The sequence below is a fragment of the Ruegeria sp. ABM4_193 genome, from assembly GCF_056158705.1.
Map to the genome: position 1 here is coordinate 3,515,722 of NZ_JBSWTT010000001.1, position 19,820 is coordinate 3,535,541.

At 56.4% G+C, this 19,820-nt stretch carries 21 protein-coding genes and 1 tRNA gene; 11 read left to right on the plus strand and 11 right to left on the minus strand.

Going from position 1 to position 19,820, the window contains the following annotated elements; translation table 11 throughout:
- Window positions 1–47: 47 nt before the first annotated feature.
- Window positions 48–1,445, minus strand: a complete 1,398-nt coding sequence (regB, locus tag ACXADZ_RS17610) for a sensor histidine kinase RegB (RefSeq protein WP_171092738.1) — start codon at window positions 1,443–1,445, stop codon at window positions 48–50.
- Between the two features lie 91 nt (window positions 1,446–1,536).
- Here regB and ACXADZ_RS17615 point away from each other — a divergent pair, with 91 nt between their 5' ends.
- Entirely contained in the window at window positions 1,537–2,163 is a 627-nt protein-coding gene (locus tag ACXADZ_RS17615) for an SCO family protein (RefSeq protein ID WP_171092736.1), read from the plus strand.
- Between the two features lie 80 nt (window positions 2,164–2,243).
- The gene (locus ACXADZ_RS17620) at window positions 2,244–2,798 is read left to right on the plus strand and encodes an ActR/PrrA/RegA family redox response regulator transcription factor (RefSeq protein ID WP_050604676.1); all 555 of its coding nucleotides are present in this window, start codon (window positions 2,244–2,246) and stop codon (window positions 2,796–2,798) included.
- A 51-nt stretch (window positions 2,799–2,849) separates the two neighbouring features.
- Here ACXADZ_RS17620 and ACXADZ_RS17625 read toward each other — a convergent pair whose 3' ends face one another.
- The 3 genes from ACXADZ_RS17625 to ACXADZ_RS17635 all read right to left on the minus strand — a co-directional run bounded on the left by ACXADZ_RS17625 (window position 2,850) and on the right by ACXADZ_RS17635 (window position 4,474).
- On the minus strand, window positions 2,850–3,335 hold the full coding sequence (locus tag ACXADZ_RS17625) for a CHAP domain-containing protein (protein WP_253746708.1): 486 nt from the start codon (window positions 3,333–3,335) through the stop codon (window positions 2,850–2,852).
- A gap of 252 nt (window positions 3,336–3,587) precedes the next feature.
- The gene (locus ACXADZ_RS17630; protein WP_475198342.1) at window positions 3,588–3,881 is read right to left on the minus strand and encodes a hypothetical protein; all 294 of its coding nucleotides are present in this window, start codon (window positions 3,879–3,881) and stop codon (window positions 3,588–3,590) included.
- The gene (locus tag ACXADZ_RS17635; RefSeq protein WP_475198344.1) at window positions 3,881–4,474 is read right to left on the minus strand and encodes an HD domain-containing protein; all 594 of its coding nucleotides are present in this window, start codon (window positions 4,472–4,474) and stop codon (window positions 3,881–3,883) included. The genes ACXADZ_RS17630 and ACXADZ_RS17635 overlap by 1 nt, the downstream gene beginning before the upstream one ends.
- 206 nt (window positions 4,475–4,680) lie before the next feature.
- Between ACXADZ_RS17635 and ACXADZ_RS17640 the strand changes: the two genes are divergently transcribed.
- From ACXADZ_RS17640 to ACXADZ_RS17655, 4 genes are all read left to right on the plus strand, one after another.
- Window positions 4,681–4,995 (plus strand): hypothetical protein, encoded by a 315-nt coding sequence (locus ACXADZ_RS17640; protein ID WP_475198345.1) that lies wholly within the window; start codon window positions 4,681–4,683, stop codon window positions 4,993–4,995.
- Window positions 4,996–5,100: 105 nt separating this feature from the next.
- Window positions 5,101–6,489: an adenosylhomocysteinase gene (gene ahcY / locus ACXADZ_RS17645; RefSeq protein ID WP_475198348.1), complete on the plus strand. Its 1,389-nt coding sequence runs from the start codon at window positions 5,101–5,103 to the stop codon at window positions 6,487–6,489.
- A 13-nt stretch (window positions 6,490–6,502) separates the two neighbouring features.
- Window positions 6,503–7,252: an extensin-like domain-containing protein gene (locus tag ACXADZ_RS17650; RefSeq protein ID WP_475198349.1), complete on the plus strand. Its 750-nt coding sequence runs from the start codon at window positions 6,503–6,505 to the stop codon at window positions 7,250–7,252.
- 141 nt (window positions 7,253–7,393) lie between these two features.
- Entirely contained in the window at window positions 7,394–7,735 is a 342-nt protein-coding gene (locus ACXADZ_RS17655; RefSeq protein ID WP_171184737.1) for a DUF2853 family protein, read from the plus strand.
- A gap of 217 nt (window positions 7,736–7,952) precedes the next feature.
- Here ACXADZ_RS17655 and ACXADZ_RS17660 read toward each other — a convergent pair whose 3' ends face one another.
- From ACXADZ_RS17660 to tsaD, 5 genes are all read right to left on the minus strand, one after another.
- The gene (locus ACXADZ_RS17660) at window positions 7,953–9,128 is read right to left on the minus strand and encodes a hypothetical protein (protein WP_475198352.1); all 1,176 of its coding nucleotides are present in this window, start codon (window positions 9,126–9,128) and stop codon (window positions 7,953–7,955) included.
- Window positions 9,129–9,290: 162 nt separating this feature from the next.
- The gene (locus ACXADZ_RS17665) at window positions 9,291–9,713 is read right to left on the minus strand and encodes an EVE domain-containing protein (protein ID WP_475198353.1); all 423 of its coding nucleotides are present in this window, start codon (window positions 9,711–9,713) and stop codon (window positions 9,291–9,293) included.
- Complete coding sequence (locus tag ACXADZ_RS17670) at window positions 9,713–9,982, minus strand: YciI family protein (RefSeq protein ID WP_475198356.1); 270 nt, start codon at window positions 9,980–9,982, stop codon at window positions 9,713–9,715. Before ACXADZ_RS17670 ends, ACXADZ_RS17665 begins: the two co-directional genes overlap by 1 nt.
- Window positions 9,983–10,945, minus strand: coding sequence for an NAD(P)H-dependent glycerol-3-phosphate dehydrogenase (locus ACXADZ_RS17675; RefSeq protein ID WP_475198359.1), 963 nt, complete (start codon window positions 10,943–10,945; stop codon window positions 9,983–9,985).
- Complete coding sequence (gene tsaD, locus ACXADZ_RS17680; protein WP_475198361.1) at window positions 10,942–12,039, minus strand: tRNA (adenosine(37)-N6)-threonylcarbamoyltransferase complex transferase subunit TsaD; 1,098 nt, start codon at window positions 12,037–12,039, stop codon at window positions 10,942–10,944. The genes ACXADZ_RS17675 and tsaD overlap by 4 nt, the downstream gene beginning before the upstream one ends.
- 99 nt (window positions 12,040–12,138) lie before the next feature.
- Between tsaD and ACXADZ_RS17685 the strand changes: the two genes are divergently transcribed.
- Genes ACXADZ_RS17685 through ACXADZ_RS17695 form a run of 3 tightly spaced genes read left to right on the plus strand, consistent with a single transcriptional unit; the run spans window position 12,139 to window position 15,781 of the window.
- Window positions 12,139–12,852: a uroporphyrinogen-III synthase gene (locus ACXADZ_RS17685; RefSeq protein WP_475198363.1), complete on the plus strand. Its 714-nt coding sequence runs from the start codon at window positions 12,139–12,141 to the stop codon at window positions 12,850–12,852.
- 54 nt (window positions 12,853–12,906) lie between these two features.
- Window positions 12,907–14,277 (plus strand): COG4223 family protein, encoded by a 1,371-nt coding sequence (locus ACXADZ_RS17690; RefSeq protein WP_475198365.1) that lies wholly within the window; start codon window positions 12,907–12,909, stop codon window positions 14,275–14,277.
- A gap of 10 nt (window positions 14,278–14,287) precedes the next feature.
- Window positions 14,288–15,781: a heme biosynthesis HemY N-terminal domain-containing protein gene (locus ACXADZ_RS17695; RefSeq protein ID WP_475198367.1), complete on the plus strand. Its 1,494-nt coding sequence runs from the start codon at window positions 14,288–14,290 to the stop codon at window positions 15,779–15,781.
- A 297-nt stretch (window positions 15,782–16,078) separates the two neighbouring features.
- Here the strand turns inward: ACXADZ_RS17695 and ACXADZ_RS17700 are convergent.
- Window positions 16,079–16,165: transfer RNA gene (locus ACXADZ_RS17700), tRNA-Leu, on the minus strand.
- A gap of 201 nt (window positions 16,166–16,366) precedes the next feature.
- Between ACXADZ_RS17700 and ACXADZ_RS17705 the strand changes: the two genes are divergently transcribed.
- Window positions 16,367–17,359 (plus strand): complex I NDUFA9 subunit family protein, encoded by a 993-nt coding sequence (locus tag ACXADZ_RS17705; RefSeq protein ID WP_475198369.1) that lies wholly within the window; start codon window positions 16,367–16,369, stop codon window positions 17,357–17,359.
- On the opposite strand, the gene ACXADZ_RS17710 is transcribed toward ACXADZ_RS17705, so the two are convergent.
- Entirely contained in the window at window positions 17,350–18,153 is an 804-nt protein-coding gene (locus ACXADZ_RS17710; protein ID WP_475198370.1) for an undecaprenyl-diphosphate phosphatase, read from the minus strand. The genes ACXADZ_RS17705 and ACXADZ_RS17710 overlap by 10 nt on opposite strands.
- A 229-nt stretch (window positions 18,154–18,382) precedes the next feature.
- Here ACXADZ_RS17710 and ACXADZ_RS17715 point away from each other — a divergent pair, with 229 nt between their 5' ends.
- Window positions 18,383–19,816 carry an NAD(P)-dependent oxidoreductase gene (locus tag ACXADZ_RS17715; protein WP_171669967.1) on the plus strand — a complete coding sequence of 478 codons (1,434 nt, stop codon included), beginning with the start codon at window positions 18,383–18,385 and terminating at the stop codon, window positions 19,814–19,816.
- Window positions 19,817–19,820 lie beyond the last annotated feature (4 nt).

The following is a 19,820-nucleotide window of genomic DNA, read 5'->3' on the forward strand; positions in this document are numbered from 1 at the left end:
TCCAACCCGCTTGAACTATGAGCAGGATTGGTTAACGGTCTCTTAACTCACACCTGAATGCGTTCGTTCAGACCCGATGGGACAGGCGTATCGCCCTTTTGTGCGTCAATCAGCTTGCGTGGCCAGGAGACTTTGACAATGGCGCCTCTGCGAGCGGGGTCGTCAGTCAGGCGTTGATAGGGATCAGCGCCATTGGCGAACTCCAATTCAGCACCACTGCGTTCCAGCAAGGTTTTGGCGATGAACAGGCCAAGGCCCATGCCTTCATATTCGGGGCGGGCCTTTTGGTCCGTTTCTGCCCGCCTGCGTCGCATAAAGGGATCACCGATGCGACCAATCATATGAGACGGATATCCGCGTCCGTCGTCCATAATACTGACGGTGATAAGGTTGTCGGTCCATTCAGCCTCGACCCAGACATTGTACCGTGCAAAATCCACTGCGTTCTGAATCAGGTTTCGCAATCCGTGGATGATTTCAGGCTTTCGCAGGATCGAAGGCTGTTGCACATCCCCGTCCTGCGCTGGCCCTTCGTAAAAGTGGACCTCTTTACCGCGACCGACATGTGGTTCTGCGGCTTCATTCACCACGGTCGAAAGCGGGGCCTGCCGCAAATGAAGGTCGTCTTTACCAGCCCGGCCCATGTCCCTCAGAATGTCCCGGCACCGGTCGGCCTGCTCGCGGATCAAAGCGGCGTCTTCCTTGAGGTCGGGGTGGTCGTCCAGTTCCTCGATCAGTTCCGCGCTGGTCAGTTTGATTGTGGCCAGCGGCGTGCCCAACTCGTGCGCGGCGGCCGCAACAACGCCACCCAAATCAGTCAGCTTCTGTTCACGCGCCAACGCCATGTGCGTCGCAGCCAATGCTTCAGACATGGACTGAACCTCAGCGCTGACGCGGTGGGAATAGGCTCCGATAAAAACAATAGCGATGACAATCGCGGCCCAATTGCCAAACAGAAGAATATCCGGAATATCCAGAACCAGCCCCAGGCTGGTGCGCAGCGGCAGATGGAACTCGGCCAGCAGGGTCGTCAGCACAATCGCCACCGCGCCAACGATCAGGGTCGAACGCGTGCTCATGACATTGGCCGAGATCGTGACTGGCCCCAACAGCAGAAGCGCAAACGGATTGTTCAACCCACCGGTCAGGTACAGCAATATGGACAGTTGCAAGAGGTCAAACAGAACCATCAAAAAGTTTTCAAACTCGGTCAGACGCTTGTTCTGTGGGAACAACAGGATGGCCGTCAGGTTGCCCATGACCGAAATGCCGATGGCCAGATAGCACAGGCCCAGTTGCAACTGCACATCGTAATATTGTTGGGCAACGGTAATGGCTGTGAATTGGCCAATAATGGCCACCCATCGCAACAGGATCAGAGTGCGCAGGCGAATCCAGCTGCTCCGTTCCTGGCCGCGCCAAAAAGTCTGGTTGGATTCTGCCATCGGTTCCTTATGTCCTGTTGCAAAGGCTGATCATCTTGATAGGTGTCCCGGCCGAAACGATCAACAACCCCCTTGTGACCGGAACACTGAAATGACCCGTCTATACGCAATTCTCGCAACTGTTGTATTGGCAATTGGCCTTGGGGCCATGTGGCTTTTGACGCGGGGCAGCGGTTCTGATGACCAGTTTGCGCAGTGCCGGTCCAGCCAGATCGCAGGGGGATCGGCCACTATCGGCGGGCCGTTTGAGCTGGTCAATGGCAAGGGCGAAACGGTGACTGACGCAGATGTGATCACCGAGCCTACGCTGGTTTATTTCGGCTACACGTTCTGCCCGGATGTCTGTCCTTTTGACATGTCGCGCAATGCTGACGCCGTGGATATTCTGGCCGAGCGTGGATATTCCACCACGCCGCTGTTCATTTCAATCGACCCCGAACGTGACACGCCAGAGGTGGTGGATGACTATGCTTTCAACCTAGGGGGCAAGACCATCGCGCTGACAGGCTCGCCCGAGCAAGTGAAGGTGGCAAGCAAGGCTTACAAGACCTATTACAAGGCGCATGACAAAAGCGACGAGTACTATTTGGTCGATCACTCCACCTTCACATATCTGGTCACGCCCGAACATGGTTTTCTTGAATTTTTCAAGCGCGATGACACGGCCGAGCAAATGGCGGACAAGGTTGGATGCTTTTTGGATCAGGCCGCTTCGTAACAAGGTTGTTTGACCTTTGTTCCCGCGCTGCTATTACTCATGTTCAAGCCAACGGCATGAAATAGCAGAAAGACCTAAGTATGGCAGACAGTTCTCAGCTTGATATTGGCCCTGATAAATCCCTGCTTCTGGTGGATGATGACGAGCCGTTTCTGAGACGTTTGGCCAAGGCCATGGAAAAGCGTGGGTTCGAAGTTGAAACCGCCGGATCCGTCGCAGCAGGCCGCGCTATTTCTACTGCACGCCCCCCGGCTTATGCCGTGGTTGACCTGCGGCTTGAGGATGGCAACGGCCTGGACGTGGTTGAAGTGCTGCGCGAAAAACGCCCGGACAGCCGGGTCGTGGTTCTGACGGGCTATGGCGCAATTGCGACTGCCGTGGCCGCCGTGAAGATCGGTGCGACGGATTATCTGTCCAAACCCGCCGATGCGACTGACATTACCAACGCGCTGCTGGCCAAGGGCGATGAACTGCCGCCGCCGCCGGAAAACCCCATGAGCGCAGATCGCGTGCGCTGGGAACACATCCAGCGGGTTTATGAGCTATGTGATCGGAACGTCTCGGAAACGGCGCGACGGTTGAACATGCACCGCCGGACGTTGCAGCGGATTTTGGCAAAGCGCAGTCCCAGATAGAGAAAAACCGTTGGGTTCAATCCCCTCAGGGTCCTCTTCGGGGGATCCGCACTAAGGCTGCGCGTCAGGATTCGGATAAATAAACCCGTTCACCGGGTACAAGCTGCCATATTGGCCCGGAAGGCTTTCGACCCGTACCAGCGTCCAGTCATTGTTTTTGGACACGTCTCTGACGCCCATCTTCAACGACACTTTGTTGCGGTGCCAATTGGCGTGGTTCACGATGACTTCGCGCTCGGTGACAACATCGGATACGACAGCCACATGGCCAAGTGGCATCCCGCGTGTTGCCCGAAACGACATGACAGAACCAACAACCGGCTCGTTGCCCCGATCAAACGCACTGCGCGCCTTGCCCCACCAATCCTTGGCGTTTCCACGAATTTCGATACCGCTGAGGTTGCGCGCATAGGGTACGCACCACACCCTTTGCCCGCGGGACTGCTTTTGCGAGACCTCGCGTAGCGCCATCAACTGACGGTCCGGGTCAAGCTGCGCATCGGTTGGGCCATGGGCGCACGCAGAAATCAGACTCAAAAACCCCACCGCAAATGCGGCTCGGGTTGTGCCGGACAAACGCGGCCAAGTCGTGTCTGTTTTGCGTATGCCTGTGTTCAAGAATCTTCACTGCCCATTCGAAGACATGTGAGTTTTAGGGCTAACATGCGGGCTGTGAAAAGAGGTCTGCAAATACGCGGCAAGATTTCGCCGGTTCTCTGTTGCATCGTTAAGACAATAGTGGCTGATCTTGACCAAGCGCCGCCTGTGGTAGGTCTCTATCAGAAGTTGTTATTGGGTGTCGCGTTGTGAAAATGAAGCAGCACTTAGTAAGTCTAAGAATTTCACTTCGATTTCATCCAAAGAATGAAGATATTCACCTTTTGAAACTTTCATGTCGATTCCGAATAGAAACATTGACGCTTCCCACAATAGGGCTCGATCTTGCTCTGGGTAAAAGCTGAGAACACCTTTGTCTTCGGCCCGCACAATGCTAGAGGCCCAACGGTCTGCATTTTCTAATGAAATATCTCCATCAGCTACACTTTGGTAAACCTCACGTAAGATCCGCCAATTCAGTTCCATCAAATTTTCTCCAACAATGAAGCGTGCCGCGCCAAATACGCTTCTCGCACCTCAACCGGCGGCCTTAGCGTAATCGTCAACCCCTCCATTACCACCCGATCAGGACGGCCAAAGAACTTCGTTGCCTCGGCTTCTGAAAATCCGGCAATCTGTGTCGCCTCCATCCAGGCGCTGATCTTATCGGCTTTCTTAATTTGCCGTTTCACCGTCTTCGGTACTTCGGCAGGCAAGCCGAACCGGATGTGGATCGCCGCCGCCAGACGGTCATCCAGCGCGCCATAATCCGGGCCGACGGCGGATTTGACAGGGGAAATCATGTCGCCGATCACATATTCCGGCGCATCGTGTAACAGCGCGGCCAGCCGCCATTTGATTGGCGCTTTGGGCGAAATTCGACCAAATATCTCTTCGACCAGCAAGGAATGCTCGGCCACGGAATAGGCAAAATCACCATTGGTTTGACCGTTCCAGCGCGCCACAAAGGCCAGTCCGTGCGCGATATCTTCGATCTCGATATCCACTGGGGTCGGGTCCAGCAGGTCCAGCCTGCGGCCTGACAGCATCCTCTGCCATGCTCGGGGTTGTGTTGCCATTTTGCCATGCCTTGTGAAGTCGGACACATAAAAATCGTATTTTTCTGCTATGATGTACCTGTCAGGATCACCAGCTGCCAACGTTTTCTTGAGCGTTCGTGCTTTGAAACATCTCCACTTGATCCCGACATTAAAACCGAGGGGGGCACACGCTTCTCCCGGTGTGCTCCTCTCGCAAGCGAAACGCGAAACGAAAGGAGTTCGCCATGTTCAAGCGTTTGTTCGCCATTGCATTGACTTTTGGTATGGCTGCCACAGCCCCACCTGCTTTTGCCCAAAACTGCGCAGAGCGAGAATCGATCATCACCAAATTGCAGGAAAGCTACGCCGAGGAATTGGCCTTTGGTGGTCTGCAAAAGACGCGCGGTGCGCAATCGGTGATGGAGGTTTGGACCTCGAAGAAAACTGGTAGTTATACCGTTCTGGTCACCAATGCGAATGGCATCAGCTGTATTGTTGCCGTTGGCACGGATTTTTTTGAAGCAATACCAAAGATAAAAATTGACGGCACCCCAAGCTGACAAAGGCCCTTAGCCTTCGGTTTCAACTCATCGACATTGCCACCTGCCCCAAGGAATGCTAGGGGCAGCCGGGACTGAGTAAAACCAGAAAAAATGGAGCGCCTGATGGCCGGGGACTATATCGTTAAGGACATTTCACTGGCCGGGTTCGGTCGCAAGGAATTGGACATTGCAGAAACCGAAATGCCGGGGCTGATGTCCCTGCGTGCGGAATACGGTGAAAGCAAACCTCTGAAAGGTGCGCGTATCGTTGGATCGCTGCACATGACCATCCAAACTGCCGTTCTGATTGAAACGCTGGTGGCGCTGGGCGCGGATGTGCGCTGGGCCTCGTGCAACATCTTCTCGACCCAAGACCACGCCGCTGCAGCGATTGCTGAGGCCGGTATTCCTGTTTTCGCCATCAAAGGTCAGACGCTGGAAGAGCATTGGGATTATCTGGACAAGTCCTTCCTGTTCGACGAAGGCCCGAACATGATCCTGGACGATGGCGGCGACGCGACGCTTTACATCCTGCTGGGTGCTCGCGCTGAGGCGGGTGAAGACATTATCCCTGTTCCGGGCTCGGAAGAGGAAGAGGTGATCAAGAAGCAGATCGCCAAACGCATGGAAACATCGCCGGGCTGGTTCACCAAGATGCGCGACCAGATTCAGGGTGTGTCCGAGGAAACCACCACTGGTGTGAACCGCCTGTATCAGCTGGTGAAAGACGGCCACCTGCCGTTCCCGGCGATCAACGTGAATGACTCGGTCACCAAGTCGAAATTTGACAACAAATACGGCTGCAAAGAGTCGCTGGTCGACGGCATCCGCCGTGCCACTGACACCATGATGGCCGGCAAGGTTGCCGTGGTTTGCGGTTACGGCGACGTGGGCAAAGGCTCGGCCGCTTCGCTGCGCGGCGCCGGTGCCCGCGTGAAGGTCACCGAAGTTGATCCGATCTGCGCCCTTCAGGCTGCGATGGACGGTTTCGAAGTCACCCTGTTGGAAGACGAAGTTGCCAGCGCGGATATCTTTATCACCACCACCGGCAACAAGGACGTGATCCGCATCGAGCATATGCGCGCGATGAAGGACATGGCCATCGTTGGCAATATCGGTCACTTTGACAATGAAATCCAGGTTGCCAGCCTGAAGAACCACAAATGGACCAACATCAAGGAACAGGTGGACATGATCGAGATGCCCTCGGGCAACCGCATCATTCTGCTGTCCGAAGGCCGTCTGCTGAACCTCGGCAACGCCACTGGGCACCCCTCGTTCGTGATGTCGGCATCCTTTACCAACCAGGTTCTGGCGCAGATCGAGCTGTTTACCAAAGGCGATCAGTACAACAACGAGGTCTACATCCTGCCCAAGCATCTGGATGAGAAAGTGGCCCGCCTGCACCTGGATCGCATCGGCGTGAAGCTGACCCAGATGGACGCCGATCAGGCTGCCTATATCGGTGTGAAGCCGGAAGGTCCCTACAAGCCGGAACACTACCGCTACTAAGCGCTGTCTGACGATGACTCAGACTTCTGGACGCCGCCGGTTTTTGTACTCGGCGGCGTCTTTCATTTTCAGGCTGGCAGTCGTGGTGATCCTGTTGGGCGGAGGGGGATGGTGGCTGCTGGCGCATCCCAATACTCCGGTGCCTTCTTATTGGAATCCGTTGCGCGATCTGAAAATCAGCGCGCCGGTGACGCCGGTCACAAAATGGCAGCTGAAACGCGCGCTGGCGCATGAGGCACAGTGCCGGGCGGCTTTGGCAGAGGCTGGTGTGCAATTCCCTGCAATGCAGGATCTGGTTGTCGATCAGAATTGCGGCATCAGTGGTCGGGGTGTGCTGTCGCAACTGGTAACGGCGCGGATGGAGCCTGTGGAAACCAGCTGCACCACCACCTTGCGCCTGGCCATGTGGGAACACCACGTCGTGCAACCCGCTGCGCGCGATCTGCTTGGGACCGACATAACCCGATTGCGTCACATCGGCAGCTATAACTGCCGCCGTATGCGCACCGCGCAGGGTGAAAACAGCGGTTGGAGCAGCCACGCCCGCGCGGACTCGATCGACATTATCGGTATGGATACGGCTGATGGTCGAACGCTGACCTTGTTGTCTGACTGGCAGGGCGCAGAACCGGAAGCCGCTTTTCTGCGCCAGATCTGGCGCGGGGCTTGCGAGTGGTTTCGCGTTGTTCTTGGCCCTGATTTCAATCGTTTGCACGCGGACCATTTCCACCTGCAAGGCCCCGGTTGGGGATACTGCCGATAGACCATTTGGCAGTTACTGTTCCAAACGCGATTTTGGGGGGAGAAATCGCGGATTTTTTTCCTTTTGGAAAAACCGTGGACGCGGCTACTCTTCCGGCCATCGGTGAGGATTGCCGGATTTATGGATTAAGGAGACTGGGATATGGGCAAGCGCGACGAGTTGATCGCTAAATACGCAGAAGATTTGAAAAGCAAATGTGGTATGGACCCCGATATGGACCTGTTGACCAAGGTCACCATCGGTTGCGGTCCGGCGATTTACGACGCAGATGCGGCAACAGTTGCAGCCAGCCAAGACTCCGAACTGGAAACAGTCAAGAACAACTTCCTGATCAAAAAGCTGGGTCTGGCCGACGGGCCGGAACTGATGGAAGGGATCAACAAAGCCATGGAAACCTATGGCATGTCCGAGCGCAACAAATACCGCGCCGTGGTCTATTACATGCTTACCAAGCATTTTGGCAAAGAAGCGGTTTACGGCTGATTTGTCGAAAAATACATGCAACGCCCGTCTTCTTCGGCGGGCGTTTCGCTTTTGAATCGTAGTTTAAATATTTGGGGTTTGAACCACCGGCAGCGGTTGGGCTAAGGTCAAACTGTGACCAGGACGGTCAGAACCAGACATTTCCATACGCGTGTGGTGAGTAGGGAGCACGCGGGGGTAGGGAAGGTTCTGCACCGTCGGAACCTTCCCTTATTTATTACCTAAGCTCATTGAGAATGCGGTCTATAAAGGTCTCGAAGCTTGTCGGTTGCCGGTCTGAATCGCGGCTTACCCCTCCACCCGAGCCAGCCAGATAGACTTCAATGCGTCCAGGGCGTGTTTTGCTGCCAGAACCTGTGAAGTCCCGCGCAATACCACCCAAAGCCTTGGCAGCAAGATCGGCGTTCTCGGCGTCTGCGGGGTGATAATACCGCACCTGAGTTTCTCTGATCCGATAGCCTACGCGCGCCGTCGCAACCACATTCGCCCGGCTTTCGTTCAATAGCTCGAATGCCCGGTCGCTGGTGTCTTGCGAAACCCGTGCCGGAACGAACAGTGACACTTCAAGGTCGATCGAAGGTTTAGCGGGTTGAAGTGGTTTTACCTCAGAGTAATTCGGAGTCGCTGATTGCGTGATCTCTTTGGGCAATGGGTCGAAGACTGCTTGTGTCGGCTGCAAAGAACTACGCTTTTTCAGCAGGCCGGAATCGGGATATTGCGGCGCAACGGGAACTGAAAATGACACCGGTTTGGCAAGCGTTTCCGGATCCTCCAAAACAGGTTCAAGTGAGGCGGGAAGAAACACAATCGGCGGGGCAAGTGACGCCTTGGTTTCTTGCAGTGGTGTTTCATCAATTTCAATGGGAGGCGGAACTGGCTTTTTCTCAAGAATCGGAGCTTGGATTTCTTCCTCAAGCGCGGGCGCAGCAGGATCCTCTGGAATTTGCTCGGTCGATGCCGCTGTAGGCGAAAGTGTTTCGTCCAATGCGGGTTCGTCGACAGGATCATTCGACTGCACGACGGAGTTTTCGGGCGTGGACTGTTGGGTTTCAATCAGCTTTGTTCCTGCCCAATGCAGCAAAGCCCCACAAAACAGAGCCGCCAAAATAATAGGAACCCGGCTTTTCGAAGGCGGTTTGCTGACAGGTTCATCCAGGTGGAGTGAGCGCACCCGTTCGGACACGATCTCGTCGATCTCAGTGTCATCTGTTGGCGGTAGAAGGTCTGTCTCAGTTGGTTTCAAGCGCGGTGGTTCGCGCGCTTCGGCCTTTCCATCAGCCAGCGCGTTTGCACGCTTTTCGCGCGCCTCTTTCAGGCGCGCTTCCCAGGTTTTTGTGTTCTTCGCAGCGACGGCGTCTTCGAGAATCCCACTGCCGCCTTTAACGTCAGACATGGGGTCACACTTTCAAGAAAGACCGAATTTTATTCGAACACCACCAAGCGTCTGCGATTACAAAAAACAGCAGATGGCAAGCCCCCACCCGGCGAAGCCCAGAGAAACATAGCATTTTGTCGAGCGCTTGAGAAGTTTTACGCCACACACAAGGTTTGCACGTCAATCAGGCTGCGTGTCGCCCAGTGCGCAAATCACCTTCCATTCGTCTTCCGTCACCGGCTGCACCGACAAGCGCGAGTTCTTGACCAGCACCATTTCAGCTAGACGTTCGTCCCCCTTGATCTGGTCCAGCGTCACCGGTTTGGCAAAGGGCCGAACTGCCTTGATGTCCACGCATTCCCATCGGTCATCATCGGTGGTGCTATCCGGATGAGCTTCGGCGCAGACCTCAACGATGCCTACCACTGATTTGTCTTTTTGCGAGTGGTAAAAGAACCCGCGATCCCCAACGGCCATCTGCCGCATGAAATTGCGCGCCTGATAGTTTCGCACGCCATCCCATTCCTCGCCGTTATCCCCTTTTGCGGATTGTTGATCCCAGCTCCAGGTTGAAGGTTCGGACTTGAACAGCCAATACGCCATCAGCCAATCACCTTTTTCCACGGAATCAGCTCAACCGATTGAAACAACCCCGCCTTGGTGTAGGGGTCATTGTCGGCCCAGGTCTGCGCGGCGGCCGTATCGGCGACGTCCAAAATGACCAACGACCCGATCATAGCATCACCATTCAAAAGGGGCCCCGCCTGAGATACCACGCCCGTCTCTTCGATGTAGGCCAGGTGAGCGGCGCGGTTGTCCAGCCTGGTTTGCAGCGCGTCGGGCTTGTCTTTGGCGATGAGAGCGATCAGCATTTATTCCTCCTTGAGGGGTCGGTTGAGCAAGGTTTGAATGGCCTCAGACACACTGTATGCACCATGGCTCAGATCCGCCACCGTAGTGCTGATAGGCATGTCCAACCCTTCTTTTTCAGCGATGTCCGACATGGCGCGCGCTGTGGCGACACCTTCGACTGTCGTCTGGCTGTCAAAACTCTGGTTTAGACCCAAACTCAGGCCAAAACGGTAATTTCGGGACAAGTCAGACGAACAGGTCAGAACAAGGTCACCCAGTCCCGACAATCCCATTAGAGTATCAGGACGCGCGCCTCGGGCCGTGGCGAATCGCTGCATCTCAACAAAGCCGCGTGTCAGCAATGCCGCGCGCGCACTGTCGCCCAATCCGGCCCCCATTGTCGCGCCGCATGCGATGGCCATAACGTTTTTTAGCGCACCGCCCAGCTCGGCCCCAACCGTGTCGGTCGTGCGATAAAGACGAAGATTTGTCGTTGTGAGTTCGGCTTGCAGCGTTTTGCCGATCTGGGCATCTGCACACGCCAGTGTCAGCGCAGTTGGCAGGCCGCGTGCGATGTCGTCAGCAAAGCTGGGCCCGGTCAGCAGCGCGATGTTGGCATTTGGTACAACGCTTTCAATCACGGCTATCGGTCCGAGGCCCGTGGACAATTCGATCCCTTTGCAGCAGGCAACCAGTGTTTTGCCCTGCAACAAGGGTGCATGATCCGTCAAAGCCTGTTGCAGTTTCTGCATCGGCACAGCCAGAAGAAGTGTATCTGCGGTACACGCTTCCTGTATATCTGCCGTAGCGGCAATGTTTGGCGGCAAGGTTACACCAGGCAGGCGGGCCTCGTTTCTTCGTGCCTCTTGCATTTGCTGCGCCTGATCCGCATCCCGCGACCACAGCGTAACCTGCCCATTGCCCGCCAATGAAATCGCCAGTGCGGTTCCAAATGCGCCAGAGCCCAGGACAGAAATGCTCATGCCTTGGCCCCTTTCTTGCCACTGCCCAGCATTGCGGGGCTGCGCTGATCCAGAGGCCAACGGGGACGTGCGGTCAGGTCCAGACCGTCGCGCGCGCCGGTGCGAAAACGCTCCAGACCGGCATAGGCGATCATGGCGGCGTTGTCCGTGCACAAGGGCAGCGGCGGGGCCGTGAATCGCGTGCCTTTTTCCGCACAAACAGTCTCTAACGCAGCACGAATGGCTGAATTTGCCGCCACGCCCCCGGCTACAGCAATCACAGGTTCAGATGGATTGAGGACCAGATACTGGTCCATCGCGCGTCGGGTTTTCTCGGCCAAGGTGTCCACAATCGCTTGTTGGAACCCGGCGCATAAATCCGCGCGGTCCTGACGGGTCAGCCCGCCCTTTTCGGCAACGATCTGGTCGCGCATCCGCATCAAAGCCGTTTTCAACCCCGAGAAGGACAGATCGCAACCGGGCCGGTCCAGCAGCGGCCGGGGAAAGCGAAAGCGTTTGGGGTCACCTGCGCGGGCCTCAGTTTCAACAGACGGGCCGCCGGGTTGTGTCAGGCCCAGAAGGCGCGCGGTTTTGTCGAAGGCTTCTCCGGGCGCGTCATCTATTGTGCCGCCAAGGCGCGTGAATTGCTCGGGCCCGTGGGCGATCAGGTATTGGCAATGGCCGCCCGAAACCAGAAGCATCAAATAGGGAAAGCTGATCCCGTCTGTCAGGCGCGGTGTCAGCGCGTGCCCGGCAAGGTGATTGACGCCGATCAGGGGCAAACCGGTCGCAGCACTCAGCCCTTTCGCGCACATGACTCCGGACATGACGCCGCCGATCAGACCCGGGCCGGCGGTCACGGCGATGGCGTCCATATCGCGCAGATCAACGTCGGCGGACTCCAACGCTTGTTTTACACAGATGTCCAGCTTTTCCGCATGCGCTCGCGCGGCGATTTCGGGCACAACACCGCCATAGGCGCTGTGCAGATCGGTTTGACCATGTACCACCGACGACAGGATTTCAGCATCCGCGCCGTCGGTTTGGCGCACAACGGCGGCAGCCGTGTCGTCACAGCTACTTTCCAAACCCAGCACGGTAAGTGTTTGCACCATCACCCTGATCCGTTGCATCATGTCATCAACGGCGGGGTATCACCCTGCGCGGATGCAAACAATCCTCAAGGGCCAAGGCGCCATACGTTGTATTTGTTGATGACCCGCCCGCGCGCAGCCTCGAAACGGTTTGTCGCGCAGTTGCCAACCCGCGTCAGATCCCGGGTTCAGGTTATCTATTCCCCAATTCTCGAGATTCGGCCCTTGAGCGTCGCGGTCGAAACAGAGGGGGTGAAGGGTCTGATTTTCACCTCGGCCAACGCGGTGAATGCGGCGGCTTCTAAAGATGTTGATCGCACATTGCCTGCTTATTGCGTCGGTCCGTCGACGACCGGGACCGCCAAAGGTTACGGCTGGCAGGCCGAGATGGTTGGGGCCACAGCCGAAGAGCTTGTGGGATATTTGTTGAAGAATCGGCCCGACAGCCCTTTGTTGCATTTACGGGGCGAGCACACACGCGGCAATATCGCCGCTCGACTGACCGAATCCGGTCTGACTGTGCGCGAGAAGCCGGTTTATCAGCAGCTTCTGTTGCCGCTAACACCCGAGGCGGCAGACGCCGCAGACCGAGATTTGCCGGTCATCGCCCCATTATTTTCACCGCGCACGGCGCGACATTTTGCCGATATTTGGTCCGGCTCAGCGCCGCTTTGGCTTGCCGCAATCAGTCAGGCAACGGCTGATCCCCTTTATTCCATGGACTATGCGCACCTAAAGATCGCCAAAGCGCCGACACCCAAGAAAATGCGTAAGGCAGTTAAAAAGCTTGTAAAACATGTGTTGCGGGTTGAGGGAGGCGAGGTCCCCGATTAACTTAACTTGGGCTGTTATTCATCTGAATTTGGATTCGATAAGGGGAATATTGCGGTGGCTGGTAAGAAGAAATCCGACGAAAAGCCGGTGGAAGACCCCAAGGCAGACGACGTTGTTGAATCCGAGCTGCAACAGGAAGATACGCCTGTTGACCCCGATGAACCTGTAGCAGAAGACCTTTCCGAAGCCGAAGCCGAAGCCGAAGCCGAAGCCGAAGCCGAAGCCGAAGCCGAAGCCGAAGCCGAAGCCGAAGCCGAAGCCGAAGCCGAAGCCGAAGCCGAAGCCGAAGCCGAAGCCGAAGCCGAAGCCGAAGCCGAAGCCGAAGCCGAAGCCGAAGCCGAAGCCGAAGCCGAAGCCGAAGCCGAAGCCGAAGCCGAAGCCGAAGCCGAAGCCGAAGTACAACCGGAAGAGGCCGCCCCGGTCAAAGAAAAAACTGTCGAGCGTGTGGTGGAAAAGCGCGGTGGATTTGCGCCTGCTTTGCTGGGCGGGGCTGTCGCCGCTGTAGTCGGATTTGCGCTGGGCAGTGGTGGGCTGCTACCGGGTGGAACCGACCACTCGGACGCTCTGGCGGCACTGGAATCGAAACTGGCGGATCAGTCGGATCAGATTGCGAAGCTGTCTCAGACGCTGGCAAACACTCCAGACGTCTCTGGTCTGACCGATCAGGTCAAAGCCCTGTCTGACAAGCTGGCACCGGTCGAAGGTGACCTGAACGCAGTCAAATCATCAGTTGATGCGCTGTCCGGTCAGGTCTCGCCTTTATCGGAACGGATCGCAACGCTTGAGAAAGCCCCAATCGAAGCCAACGCATCACCTGAGGCCACTGCCGCATTTGAGGCTGAGCTGAAAAAGCTTCAGCATTCGCTGGCGGCGCAACGGGCTGAGGTCGAAAAGATGGTGTCGGACGCGCAAGCGCTCGAGGCGAAAGCATCTGCCGAAGCTCAGGCTGCTACAAATGCAGCGGTTCTGTCTCGTGTGCATGGGCAGTTGGATGCGGGCCAACCCTATTCCGAACTGGTTGCGGAATTGAAGGCGGGTGGTGTCGATGTGCCTGACGCATTGAGCGCGCCGGCTGACAAAGGTGTGGAAACCTTGTCGTCACTTCGGGCTTCTTTTGAGCCAGCAGCCCGAAATGCTTTGGCAAACGCGCGTGATGCGGACAAGGGCACCGGCCTGATTGCCTTTTTGCAACGGCAAACGGGTGCGCGTTCGGTCACGCCACAAGAAGGGGATGGGCCGGACGCCGTTCTGTCGCGCGCTCAGGCTGCGCTGGCGAACGGAGACCTGTCCAAAACGTTGAGCGAGCTGAAATCACTTCCGGAAGCGGCGCAGACCGCGATGGCCGATTGGGAGCAGGCGGCTCAGACACGGGTCGCTGCTGTCGATGCGGCGAATACTTTGGCTTCTGGCCTGAACTCGAACTGAAGGACCTGCCATGCTGTGGTCACTGTTTAAGATCCTCGTTTTTGTTGCGATTATTGGCCTGCTGGCGTTGGGCGGTCAGTTCCTGATGCAAACCAGCGGTGGGGTGCAGATCACCGTCGCGGGCACGGAATTCACGCTTGGACCATTACAGTCCGTGATTGCGCTGGGTGTGCTGGTATTTGCCGTCTGGCTGTTCTTCAAACTACTCAGCCTTTTGGTTGCCACGCTTAAGTTCCTCAACGGCGATGAAACGGCCCTGTCGCGATATTTCGACCGCAGCCGCGAACAGCGCGGGTATCAGGCGCTGTCGGATGGTCTGATGGCACTGGCTTCGGGTGAGGGGCGTGCAGCAATGACCAAAGCCAACAAGGCCGAGAAGCTGCTGAACAAGCCGGAACTGACAAATCTGTTGGTGGCGCAGGCGGCCGAGATGACGGGCGACACCAAAAAAGCGGCTGAAACCTACAAGAAACTTGTCACCAACAACGCGACCCGTTTTGTCGGCGTGCGCGGGATCATGAAGCAGAAGCTGGCTGAAGGTGATGACGAAACGGCCCGCAAGTTGGCCGAAAAGGCTTTGGCAATCAAACCGCGCCATGAAGAAACGCAAGACGTTTTGCTGAACCTGCAAACCAAGGCCCAGGACTGGGCCGGGGCACGCTCGACCCTGTCTTCCAAATTGAAAGCGGGCTATCTGCCGCGTGACGTTTTCAAGCGCCGCGACGCGGTTCTGGCTTTGTCCGAGGCGAAGGATATTCTGAACGAAGATGCGAGCTTAGAACAGCAGGAACACGCGATCGAGGCCAATCGACTGTCACCTGATCTGGTGCCTGCCGCGGCCATGGCCGCCCGTGCTTACATCGCCAAAGGCAAACCCCGCCCGGCAACCAAGATTCTGAAAAAGGCCTGGGAGGCGCAACCTCATCCAGATTTGGCCCATGCCTTTGCCGAGATTGCGCTGGATGAAACGCCTACGGAAAGGCTCAAGCGTTTTACCGCGCTGACCCGCATTCACCCCGAGAATTTGGAAACCCGTTTGATTCTTGCCGAGTTGAACATTGTGGCCGAAGATTTCCCAGAAGCCCGTCGTGCGCTGGGGGATGTGGTAGAAAAACAAGGAGATGCGCGTGCTTTCACGTTGATGGCCGCCATTGAGCGCGGCGAAGGTGCTACGGACGCTGTTGTACAGGGCTGGCTGGCAAAGGCGCTCAACGCACCGCGTGGTCCGCAGTGGGTGTGTGACAATTGTCATGACATCCAACCCGAATGGGCCCCGGTTTGCCAGAATTGCGGCAGCTTCGATACGCTCAGCTGGCAAACGCCCCAGACGCCCGAGATCGCAAGCGCGACCGGTGTTCACATGTTGCCACTGATCGTGGGTGCACTTGAAGACAAGACGGACGATCCGGAAGAGGCAGAGCCGCTGGACGAGACTGAAACGGTTGAAGCGACTGCGGAGCCCGTCGAAGTTGCAGAAGAGACCGAAGTTCAGAAACAGGCCTGAGCCTGAAACAGACCAATGTGGTCATCACACCTGAATCAGTGTGCCTTTGAGCCTCCGGTCGCTGATCGGAGGCTTTTCTGCGTTGAAAGCTAGGGCGCAGTCAGCTCCTCCGAATTGCGAATACCTTGATCCGCTTCATTTTCGGACTTGTAGCGATGTGGTTCAGGGCAAGCTGTGGCGATTTGCTTTGCACCCGGAGCAGGGATCAGAACAGGACGCACAACGCAAACAGAGCTTAACGTAGACAGGTACGCTCTACCGCAACCACGTTTATTTTCAGTATGATAGGAAGAGATTTGGTGCCCAGGAGAGGACTCGAACCTCCACGTCCATACGGACACTAGCACCTGAAGCTAGCGCGTCTACCAATTCCGCCACCTGGGCAGGTGTCGTGAGGGGGCGTTTAAGCCCAGCGGCGGAGGGCGTCAACCAAATTCGCAGAGATTTTTGAAAGTTTTTTGAATTTGCTTCTGGGCCGCTGAATTGGCTCGGCGCATTTCACTCCTCACGCGGCGAATTAGCGCCTTGTTAGGAAGGCTTGCGGGCGTTAGGTCTAGGGCGCAATTTCTCAGCAGGAGCCCTCTCATGTCGAAACTGGTGACGATTTATGGCGGATCGGGATTTGTCGGTCGCTACATCGCGCGGCGCATGGCAAGTGAGGGGTGGCGTGTACGGGTAGCAGTGCGCCGCCCGAACGAGGCGATGTTCGTAAAACCTTATGGCGTCGTCGGCCAAGTCGAGCCGGTGTTGTGCAACATCCGCGATGACGCGTCCGTTGCGCTGGCCATGCACAGTGCGGATGCTGTGGTCAACTGCGTTGGTGTTCTGAACGAACTGGGCAAAAACGATTTTGGTGCTGTACAGGCCGAAGGGGCCGAGCGTATTGCGCGATTGGCGGCTGAGCAGGGGATTGAACGGATGGTTCATGTCTCGGCCATTGGCGCTGACGCCAACGCCGCCAGCGAATATTCTCAGACCAAGGCGCAGGGCGAGGCGGGCGTGTTGAAGCATATGCCAAACGCGGTGATCCTGCGGCCATCTGTGATTTTTGGCACAGAGGATCAATTCTTCAACCGCTTCGCCGGAATGACGCGCATGGGGCCGTTCCTGCCATTGGTTGGGGCCGAAACCAAATTCCAGCCGGTTTTTGTGGATGATGTGGCCAAGGCTGCGGTCAAAGGTGTTCTGGGACAGGCCGAACCTGGTGTGTATGAGCTGGGTGGTCCCGAGGTCAAAACCTTCCGCGCTTTGATGCAGCAGATGCTGGAAGTGATCCATCGTCGTCGCGTTATTATCGGTATGCCGTTCTTTGCCGCTCGGATCATGGCGGGTGTTCTGGATATCGTGAAGTTTGTCAGTTTCCAGTTGTTCCCGAACAACATTCTGACCCGCGATCAGCTGAAGAACCTGCGGAACGACAATGTGGTGACCGATGGAGCAAGGTCTTTCGCCGATCTTGAGATCACGCCGACCACGTTGGAATCTGTGCTGCCGGAATACTTGTGGAAGTTCCGCCCCTCGGGTCAGTATGACGAGATTCAGAATTCGGCGAAGAACCTGCGGACTGATCAGCTGTAGGCCATGAACAGCAGGATCGCGCCAAGAATGACGCGGTAGATGACGTAGGGTGTGAAGCTGACGCTGCGCAGTAGCCGCATCATCAGGCTGAGTGCCAAAAGAGCTGAGATAAAAGCAAACACCGCAGCAATGGCGCCGTCGCGCGCCAACTGTGCGTCGGCGTTTCCTATCACATCCAAAGAAAGCAAGGTGCCAGAGGCAAGGATCGTCGGGATCGACATCAACATGGCAATCCGCGCGCCATCTTCGCGGGTATAGCCTAACTGGCGCGCGCCAGTGATGGTGATTCCAGACCGTGATGTGCCTGGGATCAGGGCAAGAACCTGCCACAATCCCATTTTGAACGCGTCGCGTACGCCCCAATCAGCGGTTTCTTTGGTTTGTGGGGCTTTCTGGTCCATCCAATACAGCAACAGACCGAAACCCAACATGGTCCAACCAATTACAGTGATCGAACGCATGGCCTCATTCAGCCCCGTCATATACAGGATGAAGCCTGCGATCACCGTCGGGATTGTTGCGATGATCAGGCCCAGGGCTAAGCGTGCTTGTTCTGTGTCAGTACGGCCAATCAAGGCATGCGGTAGGCCGGAAATGGCGCGTTTAACGTCCGGCCAGAAATACATAACGACCGCGCCAAGGGTTCCCACATGCACCGCAACGTCTATGGTTTGCCCCTGATCCTGCAGGCCCGTCAGGTTTGGCAAAAGGATCAGGTGACCTGATGAAGATATGGGCAAAAACTCAGTGATTCCCTGAATAATTGCTACGAGAATCAGGTGGAAAAGACTCATCTGCCCTGCCGAGTTACGGTCACTATTGCTTTCCTTGTATGGGTATAAGGGTGGTACAAGAAAGGAAAGCACGCAAATAGGTCCGTATCGGAACTAAAATTCGGTTGTTTTTTCTGGAATTGACTTGCAAGCGACCGATTTTCTCAATTTAGGTCAGTATAATTGACTTTTAATTCGTAAATCTATCTCGTAAAGAAACCGGACCAAGCCAATTCATGGAGTCTGACCCGTGGCCAAGCAACCGATGCTGAAATTTGTGCAGATCGACCGGGACATGCCGGAAAAACGCGCCGCTGATGTGCGCAAGGAAGACTTCAACGAGATCTATGCGGAATATGCCGCTGCCAAAGCGGAAGAACAAGCCAGCCGGTGTAGCCAATGTGGCGTGCCCTATTGCCAGTCGCACTGCCCGCTGCACAACAACATCCCCGACTGGCTGAACCTTACGGCCACCGGTCGTCTGGAAGAGGCGTATCAGACCAGCCAAGCGACCAATACCTTCCCTGAAATCTGCGGCCGTATCTGCCCGCAGGACCGTTTGTGCGAAGGCAATTGTGTGATCGAACAATCGGGTCATGGCACCGTGACCATCGGCACGATCGAGAAATACATCACCGACACCGCTTGGGACAAAGGCTGGGTGAAGCCTGTTTCGCCCACCGCAGAGCGCAGCGAAAGTGTGGGTATTATCGGGGGCGGCCCCGGTGGGTTGGCCGCTGCAGACATGCTGCGCCGCGCCGGAATTCAGGTCACTGTCTACGACCGTTATGATCGTGCGGGTGGATTGTTGATGTATGGTATTCCGGGTTTCAAACTTGAAAAGGATGTTGTGCAACGGCGCAACGATCTGCTGGCTGAAGGCGGCGTGACATTTGAGCTGAACTGCGACGTTGACGCCGAGAAATTTGCAGAAATTCATGCCAAGCATGACGCGGTTATCATTGCAACTGGCGTTTATAAATCGCGTGACTTGTCCATGCCAGGAAGTGGGTTGGGTGGAATCGAGAAAGCCATCGATTTCCTGACCGCCTCGAACCGTAAAAGCTTTGGCGACGACGTAGAAGACTTCGACAATGGCCGCCTGAATGCTGAAGGCAAGAAAGTGGTTGTGATCGGTGGCGGCGACACGGCAATGGACTGTGTGCGTACCTCGATCCGTCAGGGCGCGACCTCGGTCAAATGTCTGTACCGACGCGACCGAGCCAATATGCCTGGCTCGCAACGTGAAACACAAAATGCCGAGGAAGAAGGCGTTGTCTTTGAATGGCTCAGCGCGCCCAAAGGGTTCACCGGTGACGACAAAGTAACCGGCGTGATGGTGCAGAAGATGCGTCTGGGGCAACCCGATGCTTCGGGCCGTCAGGCTCCGGAAGTCATCGAAGGTGCGGATTATGTGGAAGAGGCCGATCTGGTCATCAAGGCGCTAGGTTTTGAGCCTGAGGACCTGCCCACTCTGTTCGGCCAACCGGATTTGCCTGTGACACGCTGGGGCACCGTTAAGGCTGCATTCCAGACAGGTGAGACCGAAATGGATGGCGTCTATGCCATTGGTGACATCGTGCGCGGTGCGTCGCTGGTCGTCTGGGCGATCCGCGACGGCCGCGACTGTGCTGACGCGATCATCGACCGTTTCAACGCCAAAGCGGCCATCGCAGCCGAATAAGCTC

What these genes read in the sequence shown, in the direction of transcription:
- regB (WP_171092738.1), bottom strand. Translation starts at nt 1,445, where the DNA reads ATGGCAGAATCCAACCAGACTTTTTGGCGCGGCCAGGAACGGAGCAGC.
- ACXADZ_RS17615 (WP_171092736.1), top strand. Translation starts at nt 1,537, where the DNA reads ATGACCCGTCTATACGCAATTCTCGCAACTGTTGTATTGGCAATTGGC.
- ACXADZ_RS17620 (WP_050604676.1), top strand. Translation starts at nt 2,244, where the DNA reads ATGGCAGACAGTTCTCAGCTTGATATTGGCCCTGATAAATCCCTGCTT.
- ACXADZ_RS17630 (WP_475198342.1), bottom strand. Translation starts at nt 3,881, where the DNA reads ATGGAACTGAATTGGCGGATCTTACGTGAGGTTTACCAAAGTGTAGCT.
- ACXADZ_RS17635 (WP_475198344.1), bottom strand. Translation starts at nt 4,474, where the DNA reads ATGGCAACACAACCCCGAGCATGGCAGAGGATGCTGTCAGGCCGCAGG.
- ACXADZ_RS17640 (WP_475198345.1), top strand. Translation starts at nt 4,681, where the DNA reads ATGTTCAAGCGTTTGTTCGCCATTGCATTGACTTTTGGTATGGCTGCC.
- ahcY (WP_475198348.1), top strand. Translation starts at nt 5,101, where the DNA reads ATGGCCGGGGACTATATCGTTAAGGACATTTCACTGGCCGGGTTCGGT.
- ACXADZ_RS17650 (WP_475198349.1), top strand. Translation starts at nt 6,503, where the DNA reads ATGACTCAGACTTCTGGACGCCGCCGGTTTTTGTACTCGGCGGCGTCT.
- ACXADZ_RS17655 (WP_171184737.1), top strand. Translation starts at nt 7,394, where the DNA reads ATGGGCAAGCGCGACGAGTTGATCGCTAAATACGCAGAAGATTTGAAA.
- ACXADZ_RS17660 (WP_475198352.1), bottom strand. Translation starts at nt 9,128, where the DNA reads ATGTCTGACGTTAAAGGCGGCAGTGGGATTCTCGAAGACGCCGTCGCT.
- ACXADZ_RS17665 (WP_475198353.1), bottom strand. Translation starts at nt 9,713, where the DNA reads ATGGCGTATTGGCTGTTCAAGTCCGAACCTTCAACCTGGAGCTGGGAT.
- ACXADZ_RS17670 (WP_475198356.1), bottom strand. Translation starts at nt 9,982, where the DNA reads ATGCTGATCGCTCTCATCGCCAAAGACAAGCCCGACGCGCTGCAAACC.
- ACXADZ_RS17675 (WP_475198359.1), bottom strand. Translation starts at nt 10,945, where the DNA reads ATGAGCATTTCTGTCCTGGGCTCTGGCGCATTTGGAACCGCACTGGCG.
- tsaD (WP_475198361.1), bottom strand. Translation starts at nt 12,039, where the DNA reads ATGGTGCAAACACTTACCGTGCTGGGTTTGGAAAGTAGCTGTGACGAC.
- ACXADZ_RS17685 (WP_475198363.1), top strand. Translation starts at nt 12,139, where the DNA reads ATGACCCGCCCGCGCGCAGCCTCGAAACGGTTTGTCGCGCAGTTGCCA.
- ACXADZ_RS17695 (WP_475198367.1), top strand. Translation starts at nt 14,288, where the DNA reads ATGCTGTGGTCACTGTTTAAGATCCTCGTTTTTGTTGCGATTATTGGC.
- ACXADZ_RS17705 (WP_475198369.1), top strand. Translation starts at nt 16,367, where the DNA reads ATGTCGAAACTGGTGACGATTTATGGCGGATCGGGATTTGTCGGTCGC.
- ACXADZ_RS17710 (WP_475198370.1), bottom strand. Translation starts at nt 18,153, where the DNA reads ATGAGTCTTTTCCACCTGATTCTCGTAGCAATTATTCAGGGAATCACT.